Annotated in this window: 19 protein-coding genes and 2 tRNA genes; 19 read left to right on the top strand and 2 right to left on the bottom strand. The window is 71.9% G+C overall.

All coding sequences use genetic code 11. From position 1 onward, the window contains the following. Positions 1-69 precede the first annotated feature (69 nt). From QOL88_RS12970 to QOL88_RS12925, 10 genes are all read left to right on the top strand, one after another. On the top strand, positions 70-228 hold the full coding sequence (locus QOL88_RS12970; protein WP_097216573.1) for a hypothetical protein: 159 nt from the start codon (positions 70-72) through the stop codon (positions 226-228). Positions 229-392: 164 nt separating this feature from the next. Next, positions 393-557 carry a hypothetical protein gene (locus tag QOL88_RS12965; protein WP_003990192.1) on the top strand — a complete coding sequence of 55 codons (165 nt, stop codon included), beginning with the start codon at positions 393-395 and terminating at the stop codon, positions 555-557. A gap of 85 nt (positions 558-642) precedes the next feature. Further along, positions 643-1,386 (top strand): nicotinate-nucleotide adenylyltransferase, encoded by a 744-nt coding sequence (gene nadD, locus QOL88_RS12960; RefSeq protein WP_097216572.1) that lies wholly within the window; start codon positions 643-645, stop codon positions 1,384-1,386. A gap of 16 nt (positions 1,387-1,402) precedes the next feature. Continuing rightward, positions 1,403-3,124, top strand: coding sequence for an LCP family protein (locus QOL88_RS12955; protein ID WP_097216571.1), 1,722 nt, complete (start codon positions 1,403-1,405; stop codon positions 3,122-3,124). 103 nt (positions 3,125-3,227) lie between these two features. After that, positions 3,228-3,674 carry a ribosome silencing factor gene (rsfS, locus tag QOL88_RS12950; RefSeq protein ID WP_031108827.1) on the top strand — a complete coding sequence of 149 codons (447 nt, stop codon included), beginning with the start codon at positions 3,228-3,230 and terminating at the stop codon, positions 3,672-3,674. Next, positions 3,665-4,339: a histidine phosphatase family protein gene (locus QOL88_RS12945; RefSeq protein WP_097216570.1), complete on the top strand. Its 675-nt coding sequence runs from the start codon at positions 3,665-3,667 to the stop codon at positions 4,337-4,339. Before rsfS ends, QOL88_RS12945 begins: the two co-directional genes overlap by 10 nt. Positions 4,340-4,414: 75 nt before the next feature. Beyond that, positions 4,415-4,487 (top strand) — tRNA-Ala (locus QOL88_RS12940). A gap of 200 nt (positions 4,488-4,687) precedes the next feature. Beyond that, entirely contained in the window at positions 4,688-4,861 is a 174-nt protein-coding gene (locus QOL88_RS12935) for a hypothetical protein (RefSeq protein WP_101927779.1), read from the top strand. Between the two features lie 3 nt (positions 4,862-4,864). After that, positions 4,865-5,098 carry a hypothetical protein gene (locus QOL88_RS12930; protein ID WP_006136074.1) on the top strand — a complete coding sequence of 78 codons (234 nt, stop codon included), beginning with the start codon at positions 4,865-4,867 and terminating at the stop codon, positions 5,096-5,098. A 97-nt stretch (positions 5,099-5,195) separates the two neighbouring features. Next, a tRNA-Ala gene (locus tag QOL88_RS12925) sits at positions 5,196-5,268 on the top strand. Positions 5,269-5,384: 116 nt separating this feature from the next. Here QOL88_RS12925 and QOL88_RS12920 read toward each other — a convergent pair. Further along, on the bottom strand, positions 5,385-6,995 hold the full coding sequence (locus QOL88_RS12920) for an NADH-quinone oxidoreductase subunit NuoF family protein (protein WP_097216569.1): 1,611 nt from the start codon (positions 6,993-6,995) through the stop codon (positions 5,385-5,387). Further along, positions 6,992-8,257, bottom strand: a complete 1,266-nt coding sequence (locus tag QOL88_RS12915; protein WP_097216568.1) for a ferric reductase-like transmembrane domain-containing protein — start codon at positions 8,255-8,257, stop codon at positions 6,992-6,994. Before QOL88_RS12915 ends, QOL88_RS12920 begins: the two co-directional genes overlap by 4 nt. 468 nt (positions 8,258-8,725) lie before the next feature. Between QOL88_RS12915 and leuS the strand changes: the two genes are divergently transcribed. The 9 genes from leuS to holA all read left to right on the top strand — a co-directional run bounded on the left by leuS (position 8,726) and on the right by holA (position 20,797). Then, entirely contained in the window at positions 8,726-11,605 is a 2,880-nt protein-coding gene (gene leuS, locus QOL88_RS12910) for a leucine--tRNA ligase (RefSeq protein ID WP_097216567.1), read from the top strand. A gap of 197 nt (positions 11,606-11,802) precedes the next feature. Next, complete coding sequence (locus QOL88_RS12905) at positions 11,803-12,609, top strand: hypothetical protein (protein ID WP_097216566.1); 807 nt, start codon at positions 11,803-11,805, stop codon at positions 12,607-12,609. Between the two features lie 72 nt (positions 12,610-12,681). Next, positions 12,682-13,527 carry a DegV family protein gene (locus QOL88_RS12900; RefSeq protein WP_097216565.1) on the top strand — a complete coding sequence of 282 codons (846 nt, stop codon included), beginning with the start codon at positions 12,682-12,684 and terminating at the stop codon, positions 13,525-13,527. 119 nt (positions 13,528-13,646) lie between these two features. Continuing rightward, positions 13,647-14,852 (top strand): ComEA family DNA-binding protein, encoded by a 1,206-nt coding sequence (locus QOL88_RS12895; protein ID WP_097216564.1) that lies wholly within the window; start codon positions 13,647-13,649, stop codon positions 14,850-14,852. Beyond that, positions 14,849-17,476 (top strand): ComEC/Rec2 family competence protein, encoded by a 2,628-nt coding sequence (locus QOL88_RS12890; RefSeq protein ID WP_097216563.1) that lies wholly within the window; start codon positions 14,849-14,851, stop codon positions 17,474-17,476. The genes QOL88_RS12895 and QOL88_RS12890 overlap by 4 nt, the downstream gene beginning before the upstream one ends. 4 nt (positions 17,477-17,480) lie before the next feature. Continuing rightward, positions 17,481-18,311 carry an arylamine N-acetyltransferase family protein gene (locus QOL88_RS12885; RefSeq protein ID WP_097216562.1) on the top strand — a complete coding sequence of 277 codons (831 nt, stop codon included), beginning with the start codon at positions 17,481-17,483 and terminating at the stop codon, positions 18,309-18,311. A gap of 172 nt (positions 18,312-18,483) precedes the next feature. After that, on the top strand, positions 18,484-19,365 hold the full coding sequence (locus QOL88_RS12880; protein ID WP_097216561.1) for a YceI family protein: 882 nt from the start codon (positions 18,484-18,486) through the stop codon (positions 19,363-19,365). A gap of 38 nt (positions 19,366-19,403) precedes the next feature. Then, entirely contained in the window at positions 19,404-19,649 is a 246-nt protein-coding gene (locus tag QOL88_RS12875) for a hypothetical protein (protein ID WP_097222973.1), read from the top strand. A 158-nt stretch (positions 19,650-19,807) separates the two neighbouring features. Beyond that, positions 19,808-20,797 carry a DNA polymerase III subunit delta gene (gene holA, locus QOL88_RS12870; protein ID WP_179878849.1) on the top strand — a complete coding sequence of 330 codons (990 nt, stop codon included), beginning with the start codon at positions 19,808-19,810 and terminating at the stop codon, positions 20,795-20,797. Positions 20,798-20,908 lie beyond the last annotated feature (111 nt).

Raw genomic sequence — 20,908 nt, 5'->3', positions numbered from 1 at the left:
TCCCCGAGGCAGAGCCCAGCCTAGGCGGAGTTACGGTGGACGGGCAGTACAGCGAAGGAGACCACCGTCATGGAGCACCACCCCGCATCCGCCTGGCTCGCCGGGGCCGCGAACGCCGCCGAGGGGCAAGGGCCGGGGATGCTGCGGATCGTGCTGATCGTGATGATCCTTGGCTGTGCGCTGACCGCGTGGTTGCTGCTGCGTGGCTACAGACGGAAGGACGACTGAGGCCACACGAAGGTTCCCCGCCGGGTCCCGGGACCGGCCCCGGCGGCGGCACGCGTGACCGCCCGCGGCACGAACAAGCGGAGTCGGGGTGATCGCGGAACGGGCGCCCGCTTACGATGAGCCGACGTCTTTAACCCGCCCTCACGCGATAGGTCCTGCCGAAGATGAGCTTCCACAGCACCGCTGCCCAGTTGGTCACCCTCGCCGCCGAGGGTGAAGAGCACGGCGGAAATCACGAGAGCCTCAGCCCCTACCTCACCGGCGGTGGCGCCCTCTTCATCCTGCTGCTCCTGCTGTGGATCACCACCCGCTTCAACCGCGACCGCTGAGACCGGCGGGGCATCCCGCCGCGGACGCCCGGGGGACCACGGGGGCGGCCGGAGCCCTCAGGCAGGGCCGGTAGGGTCTGCACGCATGGGAGAGCAGGACATGCCTACCGGTCCGGCGAACGAGACGCCGCACGACCCGGCACGGGACACGGCGAGCGGAACCGAGCGACACTCGGAGCCCCGCCGTGCCTCCGCGGTGGCCGGCCGGACCGACGGCCCCGGAAAGAGCCCGTCGCGACCGGTCAAGCGCCGCCTCGGTGTCATGGGCGGCACCTTCGACCCGATCCACCACGGGCACCTGGTGGCGGCCAGCGAGGTCGCCGCGGCGTTCCACCTCGACGAGGTGGTCTTCGTGCCGACCGGCCAGCCCTGGCAGAAGACCCACCGCAGCGTCTCCCCGGCCGAGGACCGCTACCTGATGACGGTCATCGCGACCGCCGAGAACCCGCAGTTCTCCGTGAGCCGCATCGACATCGACCGCGGCGGCCCCACCTACACCGTGGACACGCTGCGCGACCTGCGCGCGCTCAACCCGGACACGGACCTGTTCTTCATCACCGGCGCCGACGCGCTCGCCCAGATCCTGACCTGGCGGGACAACGAGGAGCTGTTCTCCCTGGCGCACTTCATCGGGGCCACCCGGCCGGGCCACCACCTGGACGACTCCGGACTCCCGGAGGGCGGTGTCTCGCTCGTGGAGGTTCCGGCTCTGTCCATCTCCTCCACGGACTGCCGTGCGAGAGTCGCCAAGGGCGACCCCATCTGGTACCTGGTGCCGGACGGCGTCGTGCGCTATATCGACAAGCGCGAGCTGTACCGCGGCGAGTGAGCCGAGAGGGGCACCGGTGAACGACCGATACGACGCGGGGTCCGCGGGATACGGCGCCGACCAGTACGAGCTCGTCGGCTACGACGAGTACGGCCAGCCTGTCTACCGGCAGGTCCCGACGCAGCAGACCCAGCAGCAGACCTACGACCCGTACACCCAGCAGCACCAGCAGGGCTACGGCTACGACCCGTACGCGCAGCAGGGGCAGCAGCAGGGCCCGCAGTCCCCGCCCGCCTACGACTACGGCACCGGCGGGCAGCCCGCCCCCGACTACGGCTCCTACGACCCGTACGGCACCACCACGCACCAGGGCGGTGCCGCGCAGGGCGCTCCGCACGACCCCTACGGTCGGACCGCCGCCGGCACCACCGGCCGACAGCCCCGGGTCGCCGAACAGACCGCCCACATCCCGCAGCAGGCGGGCCCCGACCACGACCAGGAAGCCCCCGCCGAGCCGCAACGGGAGTACCACACCGAGCAGTTCGCCTTCGTCGAGGAACCGGACGCCAACTCCGAAGACGTCATCGACTGGCTGAAGTTCACCGAGAACCGCACCGAACGCCGCGAGGAGGCACGGCGGCGGTCCCGCAGCCGGATCGTCGCCCTGGCGGTCGTCCTCGCACTCGTCGTGGCCGGCGGCGTCGGCTACCTCTGGTACGCGGAGAAGCTGCCCGGTCTGTCGTCCGAGGACTCCAAGGCGGGCACCGCGACGGCCGCGGGCGCCCAGAAGCGCGACGTGATCGTCGTCCACCTGCACGACATCAAGGGCGGCGGCACCTCCACGGCCCTCCTCGTCGACAACACCACCACCGAGCGGGGCACCACCGTCCTGGTACCCAACTCCCTCGCCCTGACCAGCGACGACGGCACCACGACGACGCTCGCCAAGTCGGTCGAGGACGACGGCTCCGACGGCACCCGCGACGCGCTCGACACGGTCCTCGGCACCGACATCGAGGGCACCTGGCGCCTGGACACCCCCTACCTGCAGAACCTCGTCGACCTCGTCGGCAACATCGACGTCGACACCGACGCCGAGGTGCCCGACCCCGCCGCCAAGAAGAAGGGCGAGGCCCCGCTGGTCAACAAGGGCCGGGACCAGACGCTGAGCGGCAAGATGGCGGTCGCCTACGCCACCTACCGCGCCCCCGGCGAGGCCCAGAACGCCCAGCTGGAGCGCTTCGGCCAGGTCATGCAGGGCGTGCTGCGCAAGATGTCCTCCGACCCGAAGGCCGCGACGACCACCATCCAGACCCTCGCGCAGATCCTCGACCCGTCCCTCACCGACAAGGACCTCGGCACCTTCCTCGCCGGGCTCTCCGACCTCGCCAAGGGCGGCGACGTCAAGACCGATCTGCTGCCCGTCCAGAACGACGGCACGCTCAGTGCCCAGGCGAGCGCGCGGGTCGTCAAGAACGTCCTCGGCGGCACCGCCAAGAGCCCCGACAAGGACGCCGCCGTCAGCGTCTCGGTGCAGAACGCCACCGGCGTCAAGGACAACACCGAGAAGGCCCGCGTCGTGCTCCTCAACGGCGGCTTCACCTTCCTGGAGGGCGGCACCGGCACCGCCCGGGCCACCTCCGAGGTCGTCTACGCCGACGCCGCCGACCAGGCGAACGCCGCCGAGGTCGCCAAGACCCTCGGACTGTCCGCGGGGTCCGTCACGAAGGGCAGGACCTCGGGGAGCGCCGATGTCTCCGTGGTCCTCGGCCAGGACTACAAGGCGTCCGCCGGCTAGTCGACGGAGCGCGCTCCCCACGTGATCCCTGTCATCGCGTGGGGGGCCGGCGGCGGTCCGTGAGACCCTTGGTGTCAACCGCCCGCCGACCGAAAGCCATGCAGTGACCGTGACCGACCGCTCTCACGAGCTGATCAACACCGCCGCCCAGGCGGCCGCCGACAAGCTGGCCCACGACATCGTCGCCTACGACGTCAGTGACGTGCTGTCCATCACGGACGCCTTCCTGCTGGCCTCGGCACCCAACGACCGCCAGGTCAAGGCGATCGTCGACGAGATCGAGGAGCGCCTCTCGAAGGAACTCGGCGCCAAGCCGGTGCGCCGCGAGGGCGACCGCGAGGCCCGCTGGGTACTGCTCGACTACGTCGACATCGTCGTCCACGTCCAGCACAGCGAGGAGCGCGTCTTCTACGCCCTGGAGCGGCTGTGGAAGGACTGCCCCGAGGTCGAGCTGCCCGAGGAGGCCAAGGCCACCCGCGGGAAGGCCGAGGAGCACGCCAAGCTGCGGGCGGCCGAGGAGGCGGCGGAGCTGGACGGTGACTGGCGGTGACCTCCTCCAGTGAGGCGTCCGCCGGGAAGGGCCGTGGCCGTCGCATCATCCTGTGGCGGCACGGCCAGACCTCGTGGAACGTGGAGCGCCGTTTCCAGGGCAGCACGGACGTCGAGCTGACCGAGACGGGTCTCGCCCAGGCCCGCCGCGCCGCCCGGTTGCTCGCTTCCCTGAAGCCGGACGCCATGGTCGCCTCCGACCTGCGGCGCGCAGCGGCCACGGCCGCCGAGCTCGCCACGCTCACCGGCCTCGACGTCACTCACGACGAGGGGCTGCGGGAGACCTACGCGGGCGTCTGGCAGGGCCTGACGCACGACGAGATCATCGCCCGGTACGGCGAGGAGTACGCCGCGTGGAAGCGCGGTGAGCCCGTCCGCCGCGGCGGTGGCGAACTGGAGACCGAGGTCGCCGACCGCGCCGCCCCCGTGGTGCTGCGGCACGCCGAGAAGCTCCCCGACGACGGCACGCTCGTCGTGGTCAGCCACGGCGGCACGATCCGGACCACCATCGGTCGTCTGCTGGGTCTCGATCCCCACCACTGGGAGAGCCTCGGCGGACTCTCCAACTGCTGCTGGTCCGCGCTCGGCGAAGGCGCCCGCGGCTGGCGTCTGCTGGAGCACAACGCCGGCACCCTGCCGGAAGCGGTGCTCGGCGACGACGACTGACCTCCGGATTTCACTTTCCGGCAGGTCGCAGGCTAAAGTTCTTCTTGTTCGCCCCGCCAAGCGGGAAGAGCACGAGGGGCTATAGCTCAGTTGGTAGAGCGCCTGCATGGCATGCAGGAGGTCAGGAGTTCAATTCTCCTTAGCTCCACGTCAAGATCCCGTTCCCGCTCAGGGGGCGGGATTTTTCGTGCTCCGGCTTGAGTCACTCGGGCTCGCTCAGGCGTATACCTCTACGGCTCCGCCCGGTGCTGTGTCCGGACTGGTACTGAGGCGTCGCTGACCGTATTGGTCCGGCCGTGGCAGAATCAAACGGCCGGAAGGGGGCGCGGCCCGACGGGAGGAGTAGCGATGCCTGCGAGCATCCGCGAGGAGGTCGACCACCTCCTCGAAGCGGCGTTCACACGGGAGATGTCCACCCGGCTCAGCTGCCCTTCCTGCGGTTCCGCGCACGTGGCCCAGATGCTCGGCGACAACGGCGGGATTTCCTACGTGTGCACGGCCTGCGGCCACAGCTGGAGCTGATCGATGGGTGCACACAGGCGGAAGTGCGACTGGTGCGGCAGCGGGACTCCGATCGTCCGCGACATGGAGCCGATCAATCCCGACTACCAGTACTGGTGCGAGGAATGCGCGCGGGCGCTGATCATAAAAGGCGACCCGATCGAGACGTACCGCGAGTTGGAGGGCGAGCCGATCTACGGTCGGCTTCTGGAGGAGCACTGCACGCTCAAGCGGTTCTACTCGTTCGTCACGGCATAACGGGCATTTCGGGCGAAGCGAAACCGATTTGGTGTTGGGCCTGATGGGCCAGTAATGTTGGCGTCGCCGCCGGGGAAACCCGGAGGAGCACTGGCAAGGGGCTATAGCTCAGTTGGTAGAGCGCCTGCATGGCATGCAGGAGGTCAGGAGTTCAATTCTCCTTAGCTCCACAGCAGATGAGAAGGCGGGCCATCCGATTCGGATGGCCCGCCTTCTTCGTGTGCGTGGTCTTGTGTGTCGCCCGGTGCGCTCACGGCGGGCCCGGCCGGGCCCGCCGTGTCTGTGCTCAGCGGCCGAGAGCGCGGCGGCCGCGGCCCTGGGAGAGGACCGGGAGGTTGCGGGACGGCGCTCCCGGCGCGCTCCCCTCCTCGAGGCGCAGCGCCAGCGCCGGGCAGCGGCGCACCGCGCGTAGAGCCTTGGCCTCGGCGTACCGCGGGACCTGCGCCTGCGCCACGGTCGGGAAGCCGTCGGCGCCCAGCTGGAACACCTCGGGGAGGATGTCCGCGCACAACCCGTGGCCCCGGCACAGCGTCCAGTCCACGTAGATCTTCTGGCGGCTGGGGCCGTTCTCCTCGGACTCTCCGCCGCCCGGGATGCCCGTGGGGGCCCTGCCCCCCTCGAAGAGCGGCAGAACGCCCTCCACGGGCCGTCCGCAGCCGTTGCCGAGGACGTGGGCGGCCAGGTCGTCGGTGAAGGCCTTGATGGTCGACTCGATGAACATCGCGGAGCCGTCCGGGTGCGAGCACGCCCCGCGCCGCTTCACGTTCTTGGCGACCTGCTTGAGGGCCTCCAGGGCGGCCGGTCCGCCGCCGTTGAGGATGTCCTCCAGGCCGCGTGCGGCGGCCGGCAGGCCGAGGTAGCAGGGGCCGCACTGGCCCGCGCTCTCCTCGGCCAGCCACTGCGCCACCCGCAGCGACTCGCCCAGCGGGCAGGTGTCCTGAGTGATCGGCAGAATCGCGCCGGCGCCGAGCGCGCCGCCCACCGCGTCCAGGGAGTTGCGGGAGACGACCGCCTCGTTGACCGTCGCCGCGTCGATCCACTTGCCGTGGTAGCCGCCGGTGAGCACGCCCTGCGGTACTGGCGGCGCGCCGGCGAGCTGCAGGACGTAGCGCAACGGCACGCCCGTCGGGACCTCGATCACCATGGGGCGGGCGACCGCGCCGGAGACCGTGAGCATCACGGTGCCCGGCTCGTCGTACAGGCCGGTGTTGCCGTAGCGCTCGGGGCCGATGCGGGCGGCGATCGCCAGCTGGGCGAAGGTCTCGGCGTTGGACAGCAGCGTGGGTGCGCCGCCGACGCCGTTCTGCGAGGCGCTGACCTTGCGGCCGGGCGGGATGGCCGGGCCGCCGTCGATCGAGCGGATCAGCGACGCGGCGGCACCGGTGACCATGCGCACCGGGTTGCGCTGGACACGCGCGCGCAGCGCCGACCGGCGGCCGTTGCTGAGGCCGCGTTCGGCCAGCGCGGCCTCCATGGAGCGCTGGGTCGACTCACGGGTGACCCCCACCACGAGCGTGCGGGCACCCAGGGCCTCGGCGCACAGCAGCGCGCCGTCCAGGATCAGATGCGGGGCACGGTTGATCAGCACCGTGTCCTTGCGGCAGGCCGGCTCGTCCTCGCTGCCGTTCACGACGACGACCGGACGGACGCCGCGCTTGATCGCCGCATCGGCGACCGAGCGCAGCTTCTTGTGGAAGGGGAAGCCCGCGCCGCCGCGGCCCTTCAGGTTGATGCGTTCGGCGAGTTGCGCGAGCTGCTCGCCGCCCATCGGCTCGAGCGGCCCGTGCACCTTGAGATGCATGGGCAGATCGAGTCGATCGACAAGGTCGAAGCCCGACGTGAGCTGGGGAAGACCGACTACGCGGACTTCGGGTACGTCGGGCAGGGCCTCGTTCACTTAAAGCCTCCGGAAGGCGTGTTCCAAGGTTCGCCCGATCCCGGTGCGTCGAAGTCATAGGACGCACCGGGGTTTGTTTCATTGGCGGGACCGCTGTTGTACGTGTCGTTCGGGTAGTACGTGTCGTAGACGGCATTCGTCTCACCCGTGTCGTACACATCACTCGATCCGTAGCCGGCGGCGCCTGGATTGCCATAGGCCGGGATGCTTTGTCCGGTGTCCTGAAGGGGGTCGTAGGGGGGGATGTTGAAGCCCGTGTCCTGGAGCGGGTCGTAGGCCGACGGCGGGGCCTCGCCGACCGGGGGCGGGGACGGGATCGGCCAGTTGCCCGAGGTGCTGGAGAGGCCGTCCACGGTCGGGAAGGTCTCGGTGGGCTGCATGTCCAGCGGCAGTTGCATGCTGGTCGTCGGCCCGGGCGCGAAGGCCTGCCCGCCCTGGGGAGGGCTCGAGACGGCCCGGTAGGCGGCGGCGAAGCCGTTCGCCGGTTCCTTGGCCGCGCCGCGTTCCGCCTTCTCGTACAGCGGGCCCTTCGGGGACACCGCGGCGCGCGCGGATGCTCCCCGGCCCTTCTGGTCGCCGCGCGCGAACCCGCCCGCCGCCCGGGCCCGGCTCTCCTCCAGGTCCCTGCGGCCCAGGCCGTCGCCGGGTCCGATCATCGAGGCGACCTTGTCGGCGACCTTGCGCTTGACCTGGCGCGGAGCCGCGCGCAGGGCGAGCGCTCCGGCCACGCCGGCCAGGGACAGGCAGTACAGGATGACGAAGATCGGCTTGGCGGAGCGACCCGCGTAGAGTCCGTGGACCAGGGCGGCGCACCAGGCCGGGTAGGCCAGCATGTGCATGGCTCGCCAGCGCGCGGCGACGGGCGCGGGGGACGCGAAGCGGTTGCGCAGCACGCCGGTGATGCCTACGAAGATCATGAGCATGCCCGCCAGGGTGCCCAGCCCGATCAGGAACGACCTGCCCCCGACCACTTCCTCGTCGGTGAACGCCAGCCCGAAGGGGATCACCGCGGCGATCCACGAGGTGTGGGCCAGCGCCAGCTTCACGCCGATGTGCACCAGCAGGAAGACGATCGAGGCGACGGCCGTGGTCCGGTGCACGGCCTGCGCCAGGATGCGGCGGCGCGTGTCGAGGAGGACCCGGTCCTGGGCGATCAGGCCCCAGATCACCGAGCACGTCAGACACACGAGGGACAGCACGCCCGCACCGAAGTTGAGGAACTCGGCGAACGAGTCGTCTGCCGTGGAGTCGTAGGGGTTCACGACAAGCCTCCCCACGTCCCGGCCACCGGGTGTAGGGAGGTGTTACTGCGATGAGGGTTCATGGGGGCAACTCCGAGCGGTTCGGGAAAGCAGCGGTCCCGCTGCCGAACTCTAAGCGGAGCCATACCGATGAGTACGAGGTTTGAGTTATTGCGTTGTTATCAAAGGACAATGCGCTTGTTGTGATGCCCCTTAGTGGCTGTTACGCGAAGTAACTTTTGACCTTGGTTCAGGTTTTCGGGCGCCGAGAGGGGCCCGGAAGTGCGTCGCGACGCGCTGAGGGCCTGCGGTACCCTAGCGCCATGCGTGCCGTACGCCTTCTGCTTAGCGGGCCGCGCTGATCAGTCCCGGCCACCGGACGAGTCGAGTGGCCGGCATCGGCGCGGCGTCCCCTCCTGTGTGAGGGGATTTTTCGTTTCTCGAACCAGACAGCCGCAGGCAGAGACGATCGATGGAGCTTTGAGGATCATGAGCGAGACGAACCCCGCCGTCACCTCCGAGGTGGCGGCGCCGCACCGCTACACGGCCGCCATGGCTGCCGAGATCGAGGCACGCTGGCAGGACTTCTGGGACGCCGACGGCACCTACGCCGCGCCCAACCCCAAGGGCGACCTGGCCGGTGACCCGGAGATCGTCGCCCGCCCCAAGAAGTTCATCATGGACATGTTCCCGTACCCCTCCGGTGCGGGCCTGCACGTCGGCCACCCCCTGGGCTACATCGCCACGGACGTCTTCGCCCGCTTCCAGCGGATGACCGGCCACAACGTCCTGCACACCCTGGGCTTCGACGCCTTCGGGCTGCCCGCCGAGCAGTACGCGGTGCAGACCGGCACGCACCCGCGCGTGTCCACCGAAGCCAACATGGAGAACATGAAGTCCCAGCTGCGCCGGCTGGGCCTGGGCCACGACAAGCGCCGGTCGTTCGCCACGATCGACCCGGACTACTACAAGTGGACCCAGTGGATCTTCCTGCAGATCTTCAACTCCTGGTACGACCACGACGCCCGCCGGGCCCGCCCGATCGCCGAGCTGGTCGCCGAGTTCGAGTCCGGTGAGCGTCCCGTACCGGGCCACACGCGCGCGTGGAGCGAGCTGAGCGCCGCCGAGAAGGCCGACGTCCTGGGCGAGTTCCGGCTGGCCTACGCCTCCGACGCGCCGGTCAACTGGTGCCCCGGGCTGGGCACCGTGCTGGCCAACGAGGAGGTCACCGCCGAGGGCCGCTCCGAGCGCGGCAACTTCCCCGTCTTCAAGGCCAAGCTGCGCCAGTGGAACATGCGCATCACGGCCTACGCCGACCGCCTGCTGGACGACCTGCAGGAGCTGGACTGGCCCGAGGCCATCAAGCTGCAGCAGCGCAACTGGATCGGCCGCTCCGAGGGCGCCCGCGTCGACTTCCCCATCGACGGCGAGCGCATCACGGTCTTCACCACCCGCCCGGACACCCTGTTCGGCGCCACCTACATGGTGCTGGCGCCCGAGCACCCGCTGGTCGAGAAGTTCACCCCGGCCGCGTGGCCGGAGGGCACCCACGAGGTGTGGACCGGCGGCCACGCGACCCCCGGTGAGGCCGTCGCCGCCTACCGCGCCCAGGCCGCCTCGAAGTCCGACGTGGAGCGCCAGGCCGAGGCCAAGGACAAGACCGGCGTCTTCATCGGCGCGTACGCCACCAACCCGGTCAACGGCGAGCAGGTCCCGGTCTTCATCGCCGACTACGTCCTGATGGGCTACGGCACCGGCGCGATCATGGCCGTCCCGGCCGGCGACCAGCGTGACTTCGAGTTCGCGCGCGCCTTCGAGCTGCCGATCCACTGCATCGTCGAGCCGACCGACGGCCGCGGCACGGACACCTCGACCTGGGAGAACGCCTTCTCGTCGTACGACGCGAAGATCATCAACTCCTCGAACGACGAGGTGAGCCTGGACGGCCTGGACGTCGCCGAGGCCAAGGCCCGTATCACCGAGTGGCTGGAGCGGTCCGGTGTCGGCGAGGGCACCGTCAACTTCCGGCTGCGCGACTGGCTGTTCAGCCGCCAGCGCTACTGGGGTGAGCCCTTCCCGATCGTCTACGACGAGGACGGCATCGCGCACGCCCTGCCCGAGTCGATGCTGCCCCTGGAGCTGCCCGAGGTCGAGGACTACTCGCCGCGCACCTTCGACGCGGACGACGCCGACACCGAGCCCGAGACCCCGCTGTCGCGCAACGAGGACTGGGTGAACGTCACCCTGGACCTGGGCGACGGCCGCGGCCCGCGCGCGTACCGGCGCGAGACCAACACCATGCCCAACTGGGCCGGTTCCTGCTGGTACGAGCTGCGCTACCTGGACCCGCACAACTCCGAGAAGCTGGTCGACCCGGAGATCGAGCAGTATTGGATGGGCCCGCGCGAGGGGCAGCCGCACGGCGGTGTCGACCTGTACGTCGGCGGCGCCGAGCACGCCGTGCTGCACCTGCTGTACGCGCGCTTCTGGTCCAAGGTCCTGTACGACCTGGGCCACGTCTCCTCCGCGGAGCCGTTCCACAAGCTGTTCAACCAGGGCATGATCCAGGCCTACGTCTACCGCGACAGCCGTGGCATCGCGGTGCCGGCCGCCGAGGTGGAGGAGCGCGACGGCGCCTACTACTACCAGGGCGAGAAGGTCTCCCGGCTGCTGGGCAAGATGGGCAAGTCCCTGAAGAACGCGGTCACTCCGGACGAGATCTGCGCCGAGTACGGAGCCGACACGCTGCGCCTGTACGAGATGGCGATGGGCCCGCTGGACGTCTCCCGGCCGTGGGACACGCGCGCGGTGGTGGGGCAGTTCCGGCTGCTGCAGCGGCTGTGGCGCAACATCGTCGACGAGGCGACCGGCGAGCTGACCGTCGTCGACGCCGAGACCGACGAAGACACGCTGCGCGCCCTGCACAAGGCGATCGACGGGGTCCGCGGCGACCTGGAGGGCATGCGGTTCAACACCGCCATCGCCAAGGTCACCGAGCTGAACAACCACCTGACCAAGGTGGGCGGGGCCGTGACCCGACCGGTCGCCGAGGCCCTGGTGCTGATGGCCGCGCCGCTGGCCCCGCACATCGCCGAGGAGCTGTGGCGCCGGCTGGGGCACACGGACTCGGTGGTGCACCAGGACTTCCCGGTGGCCGACCCGGCGTACGTCGTCGACGAGACCGTGACCTGTGTCGTGCAGGTCAAGGGCAAGGTCAAGGCGCGGCTGGAGGTCTCGCCCTCGATCTCCGACGACGAGCTGGAGAAGGTCGCGCTGGCCGACGAGAAGGTCGTCGCCGCGCTGGGCGGTGCCGGGATCCGGAAGGTGATCGTGCGCGCGCCGAAGCTGGTGAACATCGTTCCGGCGTAGCCGTCAGGCGTAGGGCTGCTCTCGGGGGTGGTCCGCCCGGGCTCGGACCGTTCTCGGTTCCGCTCAAGGGGCAGGACCGCTCTCGGGGTGGTCCCCTACGGGCAGGTTCGGGGTTTTTCTGGAACTCCGGACCTGCCTGTTGCGTTTACCGTTGAAGAGCGACGTGAGGCGCCGCGACGTCCTGAGGAGGAGCCCTTGTGGAAGCAGTGATCGCAGTCTTCGCCCTGCTCTTCGTGCTCTTTCTCGGGCTCGGGGTGTACGCCACGGTGAGGGTGGTCGGCGCCGCCAAGCGCGGCGTGGACCGCGGCATCACCCAGGCCCGCCGCACGGTCGAGGACCACACACTGCGCGCCAAGTCCTTCGCCCAGCCCGGCGCCGCCGGCGAACTCGCCCAGCTCAGGCTGAAGCTGCGCACCTCGATGCGGGCCACGCAGGACGCGCTGCAGGCGGCCGTCGCCGAGGACGAGTCCCTGAAGGAGTCCCTCGGCCTCTTCGAGCGGCTCAGCGCGCACGGACACGAGCTGGACGGCGAGCTCAGGCGCCTGGAGTCCGAGCCGGACCGCGCCGCGCTCACCGAGCGGCTGCCGGGGCTGCGCGAGCGCACCGAACGCATCACGCACTCGGCGGACTCGCTGCGCTGGGCGGCCCGCGACCGGGCCCGCCGCTTCGCGGACGACGACCTGGACTCGCTCAGCGCCCAGATCGACCTGGAGTCCGGGGCCCTGCGGCACTGGACGGCGCCGGAGCCGCAGCCCGCCTCCTCGCCGCAGTCCGCCTCCGGGCAGTCCGCGTCCTCCTCGCGGCCGGGCTCCTCGTCGCAGTCCGCCGCGCCGCCGCCCTGGCCCGAGGCGCCCGCCGCCGATGCCGCCACGGCCGGGCAGACCTGGCCGGACACCGCGCGGTCGAGCCCCGAGCAGGAGCCGGCGCGGCCCGCCATCACGCCGCCCGCAGCGCGCCCGACCTACCCCTGGCAGAAGAAGCCCCGTCCCGAGAGCACCACTTGATCCGGCCAGTGGCCCCGCAGGGCGCGGGGGCCGGGCTGCCGCGCGGACGCTACGGCAGGTAACCTCCAGCTCATGTCCCGCCATGTCGCGATCGTCACCGATTCAACGGCCTACCTGCCGACCCGGACGATGGAGCGTCACGGCATCATTGCGGTACCTCTGACCGTGGTGCTCGGCGACCGGGCGCTGGAGGAGGGCACCGAGATCTCGACCCGCGCCCTCGCCCAGGCTTTGCAGAAGCGGCGCCCCGTGACGACCTCGCGGCCCGGTCCCGCGGTCTTCGAGGAGACCTACCGCAAGGTCGCCGAGTCCGGAGCCACCGGCATCGTCTCCCTCCATCTCTCCGCCGAGCTCTCCGGGACGTACGACGCGGCCGTCGTGGCCGCACGGCAGGCGCCGGTGCCGGTGCGGGTGGTGGACACCGGCATGATCGCGATGGCGCTCGGGTTCTGCGCGCTCGCCGCGGCGGAGACCGCGGAGTCGGGTGGGACGGTCGACGAGGCCGTCGCAGCCGCCGAGAAGAGGGCCGCGGGCACCTCCGCCTACTTCTACGTCGACACCCTCGACTACCTGCGGCGCGGTGGGCGGATCGGCGCCGCGCAGGCCCTGCTGGGCTCGGCGCTCGCGGTGAAGCCGCTGCTGCAACTGGCCGACGGCCGCATCGAGCCGCTGGAGAAGGTGCGGACCGCGTCCAAGGCGATCGCCCGCCTCGAGGAGATCGCGGCCGACCGTGCGGGCGACGCCCAGGTGGATGTCGCCGTCCATCATCTCGCCGCCCCGGACCGGGCGTCGGCTCTCGCCGACCGGCTGCGGGCCCGGGTGTCCGGTCTGGCCGATCTGCATGTCAGCGAGGTCGGGGCGGTGATCGGGGCGCATACGGGACCCGGGCTGCTGGGGGTCGTGGTTTCGCCCCGGTGAACGTTGCTGTGGGACTGTGGCCGCCCGTGTGAGTGACGGAGTTATCCACAACCGGGGGATTGTCCCCGGGAATTGACCAAGATCATCGCGGGTGGGCCGGAGTGGCCGATCCTCGTCGCATGGCACTTCGATCACGTTCACGCACAGCGACGGCGACCAGTGGGCCGGGCCGTCATCCGGCGTCCGACGGGCGCGTCCGTCATCACCGACGCCCGCCTGTCGCGCGCGGGCGGGCCCGGCAGCGCCATGCCTCTGCGGAGGAACTGCGGCGGCGCGCGGGGGTGTTGTTCGGCGAGCACGCAGGGCAGGCAGAGCGGGCAGGGCACGCAGAGCATGCAGAGCGCGCAGGGTCGGCCGGGCCTCCTGGGCGGGCCGAGCCGGTCGAACCGGCCGGGGACCGGCGGGAGTCGGGGCAGGGGCCGCCGGGCTGCGTCGGCCTCGACGAGATCCCGCGAGTGCGTGGTGGACGCCCCGCGCTCGCGGAGTCCATGGGTGGTCGCCCTGATCTGGAGGCGGAACCCATGGGCGGTCTCCAGGGCGAGGACGTCCGCGCGGGTGGGGGAGTCTGGCGGGAGCGGGCCGGGTCGGCGCTGCGGGAGCGCATGCCGCTGTGGTTGCAGGCCAGGTGCGGTCTGGAGCGGCGGAGCGTGCTGGCGCTGGCGGTGGTGCTCGTCGTCGCCGCGGCCTTCGCCGTGCAGCACTTCTGGGCAGGCCGAACCCAGTCCGTGCGGCCGCCGGAGGTGGTGCGGGCGGCGGTGCCGTACGGGGAGGGGCAGGAGAGCGGGCAGGCCGGAGGGAAGGGCGGCCCGGGCGCCGCGAGGGCGCCTGCCGGAGCCGCCTCGGGGGCTTCCGCCGGGTCCGTGAAGGCGGGCGCGCCCGAGATCGTCGTGGATGTGGGCGGCAAGGTGCGTGAACCAGGGATCCACCGGCTGCCGGCCGGCTCGCGGGTCGCGGACGCGCTGCACGCGGCGGGCGGGGTGAAGCCCGGCACGGACACCGACGGGCTCAACCGCGCCCGGTTCCTCGTGGACGGCGAGCAGGTGATCGTCGGAGGTCCGGCTCCCGCACCGGCTCCAGGGGCGGGTGGTGGTTCGGCTCCGGGCGGCCCGGCCGGTGGAGTGGCCGCGCCGGCCGCCCCCATCCCCCTCAACACGGCCACCGCGGACCAGCTCGACACCCTGCCGGGGGTCGGCCCGGTGCTGGCGCAGCACATCATCGACTACCGCACGCAGCACGGCGGTTTCCGTTCCGTGGACGAGCTGCGCGAGGTGAACGGCATCGGCGACCGCCGCTTCGCCGACCTGCGCGACCTCGTACGGCCATGAGGAGCCTCCCCGGCCCGCCGGTGCGGCAGGACGATCCCGCGTCCGGGCTCCGTCCCACCCGGTCACCCGTGCACGCCTCGTCCGGCACCCGTCTCGGCACCGCCCGGCCACGCCAGGAGGGCCCGACGGACCTGCGACTCGTGCCGCCCGCCCTCGCGGCCTGGGGCACGGCGGCGCTGGTGCTGGACGCGTCTGAGGCGTGGGTGTTGGGCCTCGTGATCGGCTGCCTGGTGGCCGTCGGACTGCTGCCGTTGGCCCGGCGGGCCCCCAGGGCGCGGGTGGCGTCATGGCCGCGCGCCTCCGCCGCCGCCCTGCTGCTGTGTGTGGCGGCGGCTGCCGCCTCGGCCGGGCTGCACGGGGCGGATCTGCGCCGGGGTCCGGTGCCCGGCCTGGCGCGGGAGTACGCGACGGTGACGGCCGAGGTCGAGCTCTCGTCCGACCCTCGGCTCACCCGGCCGAAGGTCAGGGGCGATCACGTGGCCCCGACGGCCGTGCTGATCGACGCCGATGTGCTGCGCGTCCAGGAGGCGGGCGGCACGGAGGTGACGACACGGGCGCCGGTGCTGGTGATCGTGGACGTGGACGCGGCCCCGCCCGGTCGGGTCGCCGATGGGCGGGGCCGGTCACCGTGGCTCGGCCTGCTGCCGTCGACGCGGCTGCGGGTCAGTGCGCGGCTGGCGCCCGCGATGACGGGCGGCGACCGGGTCGCGGCCGTGCTGCGGGTGCGGGACCAGGGCGAACCGGAGGTGGTGGGAGAGCCCTCGGGGCCGCAGCGGCTCGCCGGGCGGCTGCGCGCCGGGCTGCGCGAGGCGACCGACGGGCTGCCGGCGGACCCCCGGGCGCTGCTGCCCGGCCTGGTGGTCGGGGACACCTCGCGGATCACTCCGGAGCTGGAGGAGGCGTTCAAGGAGACCGACCTCACGCACACGCTGGCCGTGTCCGGGGCCAACTTCACGATCCTTCTCGCGCTGCTGCTCGGGCCGCCGGGCCTGGCGCAGCACGTCGAGCGGCGGGGCCTCGCGCCCCGGCTCGGCATCTCCCTGCGCGGGACGGCGGTGCTCGGGGGCGTGCTCTCGCTCGGGTTCGTCGTCGTGTGCCGACCGGATCCGAGCGTGGTGCGCGCCGCGGCCTGCGGAGCCGTGGCGCTGCTCGCCCTGGCGACCGGCCGTCGGAGGTCGATGATCCCGGCGCTGGCGACGGCGGTCCTGCTGCTGGTGCTGTACGACCCGTGGTTGGCCCGGAGTTACGGATTCCTGCTGTCCGTCGTGGCGACCGGTGCCCTGCTGACACTCGCGCCGCGCTGGAGCGCCGGACTCCGGCGGTGCGGAGTACCACCGCGACTGGCCGAGGCGCTGGGCGCCGCCGCGGCCGCGCAGGCGCTGTGCGCGCCCATCGTCGCGGTGCTGTCGGCGCGGGTGAGTCTGGTGGCGGTGCCGTGCAATCTGCTCGCGGAGTTCGCGATCGCGCCGGCGACCGTGCTGGGGTTCGCGGCGCTGGCCACGGCGCCGGTGGCGATGCCGGTGGCCGAGGTGCTCGCGTGGTGCGCGCACTGGCCCGCCGGATGGATCGCGCGGATCGCCCGGGCGGGGGCGGCGCTGCCGGGCGGGGGAGTGGACTGGCCGGGCAGTTGGGCGGGCGCGGCGCTGCTCCTGACCGCGACCCTGGTCGTGGTGCTCGTCGGACGGCGGCTGCTCGGGCATCCCTGGTGGTGCGCGGCCTGCGGACTGCTGCTGGCGCTGGTGGTGGTGCAACCGCCGCCGCTGACCCGGGCGGTCACGGGCTGGCCGCCGCCGGGCTGGCGGCTGGTGATGTGTGACGTGGGGCAGGGCGACGCCATGGTGCTCGCGGCGGGCGAGGGGACCGGCGTGGTGGTGGACGCCGGGCCCGACCCGCGACTCGTCGACCACTGTCTGCGCTCACTGGGCATCAGCAGCATCCCGCTGGTCGTGCTCACCCACTTCCACGCCGATCACGTGGCCGGTCTGCCCGGGGTGCTGCGTGGCCGGGCCGTGGGCGCGATCGAGGCGACGGGGTTCGAAGAGCCCGCCGACCAGGCCGCGTTCGTGCGGAGAGTGGCGGCGGCGCGGCGGATCCCCGTGACGCGGGCGGCGGCCGGGGAGCAGCGGCGGACGGGGGAGTTGTCCTGGCAGGTGGTGTGGCCGCCCCCCAGCCCGCCACCGAGCCCACCGCCGGACTCGCCTCCGTGGACACCGCCGGGGGCACCTCCGGGAGCCCTTCCGGTCCATCCGCCGGCGCCGGAGGGGCCGAACGACGCCAGCGTCGCCATGCTGGTCCGCACGGCCGGACTGCGCCTGCTGCTCCTGGGAGACCTCGAGCCCCCGGCGCAGCGGGCGCTGGCGAGATCACCCGCGGCCGCGGCACTGGAGGGCGTGGATGTCCTGAAGGTCGCCCACCACGGCTCTGCCTACCAGGACCCGGGGCTCATACGCCGGGCGGCCCCGCGGCTGGCCCTCATCTCCTGCGGTGACAACTCGTACGGGCACCCGGCGCCCGGCACGGTCGCGGCGCTGCGCTCCGGGGGCGCGGCGGTGCTGCGGACGGACCGGGACGGCGCGCTCGCGGTCGCAGGAGAGGGCGGAGAGCTGAGGGTGGCGCGAGACTGAGCGCATGAACTCAGCACAGGTTGATGCCTATCTCCGCCGACTGGGAGCCGAGCACCCCGCGTGGCCCACCGTCGACGCGCTGCGCGAACTGCACCTGCGTCACCTGCGGACCGTGCCGTTCGAGAACCTGTCGATCCATCTGGGCGAGGAGATCGTGCTGGAGGAGACGCGGCTGCTGGACAAGGTGGTGGGCGCGCGGCGGGGCGGATTCTGCTACGAACTCAACGGCTCCTTCGGGGCGTTGCTCGCGGCGCTGGGGTACGACGTGGCGCTGCTGGCGGCGCGGGTGTACGGGGAGGAGGGGCGGCTCGGCATCCCGTACGACCATCTCGCGCTGCGGGTACGGACGGTGGACGGGGGCGACTGGCTGGCCGATGTCGGGTTCGGGGCGCACAGCCACCTTCCGCTGGCGTTCGGGGACCGGGGTGAGCAGAAGGATCCCGGTGGCACGTTCCGGATCGTCGAGGCGGGGCCGGACGCGGCCGGGGTGCGCGGCGGGCACGGCACCGTGGAGGCGGCGGACCTGGACGTGTTCCGGGACGGCAGTGCCCAGTACCGCCTGGAGACGCGGCCGCGGGTGCTCGGTGACTTCGTGGCCGGAGCGTGGTGGCACAGCACGTCCTCGGTGTCGCATTTCACGCGGTCGCTGGTCTGTTCGCGGGTGACGGAGGAGGGAGGGCGGATCACGCTCAGCGGGCGCAAACTCACGGTGACGGCGGCCGACGGGACGCGGGAGGAGCGGGAGCTGGCGGCGGACGAGGAGATCCTCGGGGTGTACCGGGACCGGTTCGGGATCGAGCTCGACAAGGTGCCGACGCTGCGAAACCCCGCGTAGACGTCCATTCCGGCCACACGGGGCTACTCGTGCGTAGTACCAGCACATGTGCTGGATTCCCGTGATGTGGTCCCGTGTTGCCCCGAAAGCCTCACCGATGGTCGAATGCTTCTTCGGCAAGGTGTGATCAACAGTGATCAACAGGCGATTTCGAGCCACTCAGGGAGTCGTGATGATCGGCCGCTGGCGGGGAAGCCGCACCGACCGGGTGCAACGAACGAGTCCCCTGGCGGCGGTGCCGACCCCGCCCAGTGCGGGGGTGCTGGCCTGCCGGGTGCTGGACCCGGTCAACGAGCCGGTCCGACACGCGGAGTTCGCGGTCACGGACGCCGTGGGGCGGCCGGTGGTCAGCGGGGGAGCGGATCCGTACGGGTCGTTCATGACGACCGTGCCCGCCGGGGAGTACCGGCTCGCGGTGTCGGCGGAGGGGTACACGCCGTACCGGGCGACCACGCAGGTCGCCGAGAACGCGCTCGCGTCGCTCGGGGACGTGACGCTGCAGGTGGCCCGGCCGCCGGAGCTTCCCGATGCCGGTGACTGGGAGATCGAGTCGGCGCACTCCTCGATCGGCTTCACCGCGCGGCACATCGGACTGGCCCGGATCCACGGGCGGTTCAAGTCGTTCGCGGGGGTCATACGCGTCGCCGATCCGGTGGAGCGTTCGGCGATGCACGTGGTGATCGACGCCGCGTCCATCGACACCGACATGAGTATGCGCGACGACCACCTGCGCTCGGCGGACTTCCTGGACGTCGAGAACTTCCCGACGCTGGAGTTCTACAGCGAACGATTCGTGCACAGGGGCGGCAACCGGTGGGCCGTGACCGGGGCGCTGACGCTGCACGGCGTGACACGGACGGTCACGCTGGACACGGAGTACCTGGGGCTGGGAAACGGCCTGGAGGGCGAGGTGCGGGCGGCCTGCCGGGCCACGACCGAGCTGCACCGGGACGACTTCACCGTGAGCTGGCAGACCATGCTGGCGCGGGGCATCGCGGTCGTGGGGCCGAGCATCAAGGTCGACCTCGATGTGCAGGTCGTCCGCAAGGGCTGAGCGGCCGGGCCGCGAGGCGGTGTCGGACAATGTCCGGCGTGAGTGATGTGCGACATGTGCTGGTGCTGCCCGACCGTGACGCCGCGGAAGAGGTGGTGGAGGCGCTGCGGGAGCGGTTCGGGGTCGTCGAGGAGCCGCAGCTGGTGCGGGACGCGCTGGCCGGCGAGGACGACGCCGAAGACGCGCAGTGGCTGGTCGTCCTGCGGGACGAGGACGAGCGGCTGGATCCCGCGGAGCTGGACGGACTGGCCGGCGAGTGGGAGGGCTGGCGGGAGGAGCCGTAGCGGCTCTTGGGGCCCGCGTGCGCGCACGGCCGGTCCCGCGTGCGCGCACGGCCCCGCGTGCGCGCACGGACCGGTCCGTGGGACCACAGCCCGGTCCGTGGGACCACGGCCCGGTCCGTCGGGACCCGTTGTCAGTGGTGCGTGGGATGCTTGGCGCGATGGCCAGGAAGACTGCGAATGACGACCCCCTCGCCCCGGTGACGCTCGCCGTGGGCCAGGAGGACCTGCTCCTCGACCGTGCCGTGCAGGAGGTGGTGGCCGCCGCGAAGGCCTCCGACGCCGACACGGACGTACGGGACCTGACCCCGGACCAGTTGCAGCCCGGCACGCTCGCCGAGCTGACGAGCCCGTCGCTCTTCGCGGAGCGCAAGGTCGTGGTCGTACGCAACGCGCAGGACCTGTCGGCCGACACGATCAAGGACGTGAAGGCGTACCTCGGGGCCCCCGCCGAGGAGATCACCCTGGTGCTGCTGCATGCCGGCGGGGCAAAGGGCAAGGGGCTGCTCGACGCCGCGCGCAAGGCCGGGGCCCGTGAGGTGGCCTGCCCGAAGATGACGAAGCCGGCGGACCGGCTGGCGTTCGTGCGGGGCGAGTTCAGGACGACGGGGAGATCCGCCACGCCGGAGGCGTGCCAGACGCTCGTCGACGCGATCGGCAGCGATCTGCGGGAGCTGGCCTCGGCGGTGTCGCAGCTGGTCGCGGACGTCGAGGGGACGATCGACGAGGCGGTCGTCGGGCGCTACTACACCGGCCGGGCCGAGGCGTCGAGCTTCACCGTCGCCGACCGGGCGGTCGAGGGGCGGGCGGCGGAGGCCCTGGAGGCGCTGCGCTGGTCGCTGGCGACCGGGGTCGCGCCGGTACTGATCACGAGCGCGCTCGCACAGGGCGTCCGGGCGATCGGGAAGCTGTCCTCGGCCCGCGGGGGCCGCCCGGCCGACCTCGCGCGGGAGCTGGGCATGCCGCCGTGGAAGATCGACCGGGTGCGGCAGCAGATGCGCGGCTGGACTCCGGACGGTGTGTCGATCGCGCTGCGCGCCGTGGCCGAGGCGGACGCGGGGGTGAAGGGCGGCGGCGACGACCCCGAGTACGCGCTGGAGAAGGCGGTGGTCACCATCGCCAGGGCGGCCCGCTCCAGGGGACGCGGCTAGCGGGGCCCGGGCCGATCGGACTCAGGCCTCGTGGGCACCTTCCTCCACGGGTCGTTCCGGTACGGCTCGCTTCAGGGACCGCCCTGCGATGGGCCTTCTCTTTATGGCTCG

Origin of the sequence: Streptomyces sp. Ag82_O1-12 (genome assembly GCF_900182715.1) — a bacterium.
Taxonomy (GTDB): Bacteria; Actinomycetota; Actinomycetes; order Streptomycetales; family Streptomycetaceae; genus Streptomyces; species Streptomyces massasporeus.
Note: the sequence above shows the minus strand (reverse complement) of the source record. Positions and strands in the feature narration are given on the sequence as shown.

Excerpts from the sequence above, each read along its gene's own strand:
- QOL88_RS12970 (WP_097216573.1), top strand. The coding sequence starts at position 70 with ATGGAGCACCACCCCGCATCCGCCTGGCTCGCCGGGGCCGCGAACGCC.
- QOL88_RS12965 (WP_003990192.1), top strand. The coding sequence starts at position 393 with ATGAGCTTCCACAGCACCGCTGCCCAGTTGGTCACCCTCGCCGCCGAG.
- nadD (WP_097216572.1), top strand. The coding sequence starts at position 643 with ATGGGAGAGCAGGACATGCCTACCGGTCCGGCGAACGAGACGCCGCAC.
- QOL88_RS12935 (WP_101927779.1), top strand. The coding sequence starts at position 4,688 with ATGCCTGCGAGCATCCGCGAGGAGGTCGACCACCTCCTCGAAGCGGCG.
- QOL88_RS12930 (WP_006136074.1), top strand. The coding sequence starts at position 4,865 with ATGGGTGCACACAGGCGGAAGTGCGACTGGTGCGGCAGCGGGACTCCG.
- leuS (WP_097216567.1), top strand. The coding sequence starts at position 8,726 with ATGAGCGAGACGAACCCCGCCGTCACCTCCGAGGTGGCGGCGCCGCAC.
- QOL88_RS12900 (WP_097216565.1), top strand. The coding sequence starts at position 12,682 with ATGTCCCGCCATGTCGCGATCGTCACCGATTCAACGGCCTACCTGCCG.
- QOL88_RS12895 (WP_097216564.1), top strand. The coding sequence starts at position 13,647 with ATGGCACTTCGATCACGTTCACGCACAGCGACGGCGACCAGTGGGCCG.
- QOL88_RS12890 (WP_097216563.1), top strand. The coding sequence starts at position 14,849 with ATGAGGAGCCTCCCCGGCCCGCCGGTGCGGCAGGACGATCCCGCGTCC.
- QOL88_RS12885 (WP_097216562.1), top strand. The coding sequence starts at position 17,481 with ATGAACTCAGCACAGGTTGATGCCTATCTCCGCCGACTGGGAGCCGAG.
- QOL88_RS12880 (WP_097216561.1), top strand. The coding sequence starts at position 18,484 with ATGATCGGCCGCTGGCGGGGAAGCCGCACCGACCGGGTGCAACGAACG.
- holA (WP_179878849.1), top strand. The coding sequence starts at position 19,808 with ATGGCCAGGAAGACTGCGAATGACGACCCCCTCGCCCCGGTGACGCTC.